The sequence below is a fragment of the Undibacterium sp. Ji50W genome (genome assembly GCF_049340445.1).
GTDB lineage: Bacteria > Pseudomonadota > Gammaproteobacteria > Burkholderiales > Burkholderiaceae_D > Undibacterium.
In genome coordinates this window covers 1-338 of the sequence record NZ_JBMPOX010000081.1, presented here as the reverse complement: position 1 = coordinate 338, position 338 = coordinate 1, and the positions used below count along the sequence as shown (strand labels likewise).

The 338-nt window shown below is 54.1% G+C and carries 1 protein-coding gene; it reads right to left on the bottom strand.

Going from position 1 to position 338, the window contains the following annotated elements:
• Positions 1–338, bottom strand: a 338-nt coding sequence (locus tag ACO0K9_RS28110) for a MotA/TolQ/ExbB proton channel family protein (protein WP_422990705.1), incomplete at both ends; no start/stop codon positions are given.

The window sequence follows — 338 nt, the reverse complement described above, 5'->3', positions numbered from 1 at the left end:
CTACTTTGTCGATCGATGCCTGACCAGACATACCGATGGCTGTCAGCGCATGGTAAATACCCCATACTGTACCAAACAGACCAACGAACGGTGCAGTGGAACCAACGGTTGCCAGGAAGGCCAGACCATCTTGCAGGCGGCTTTGGACTTTTTCTACAGCGCGCTGGATGGACATGGATACCCAGGTATTCAAGTCGATTTGTTCCAGCAGTGCGCCTTCATGGTGTTCTGTGGCTTTGATGCCAGAGTCAGCGATGAAGCGGAATGGGCTGCCTTCTTTCAGGGAAGACGCACCGGCTTGCACGGAGGAGGCTTTCCAGAATTTGGCGCGGGCTTCA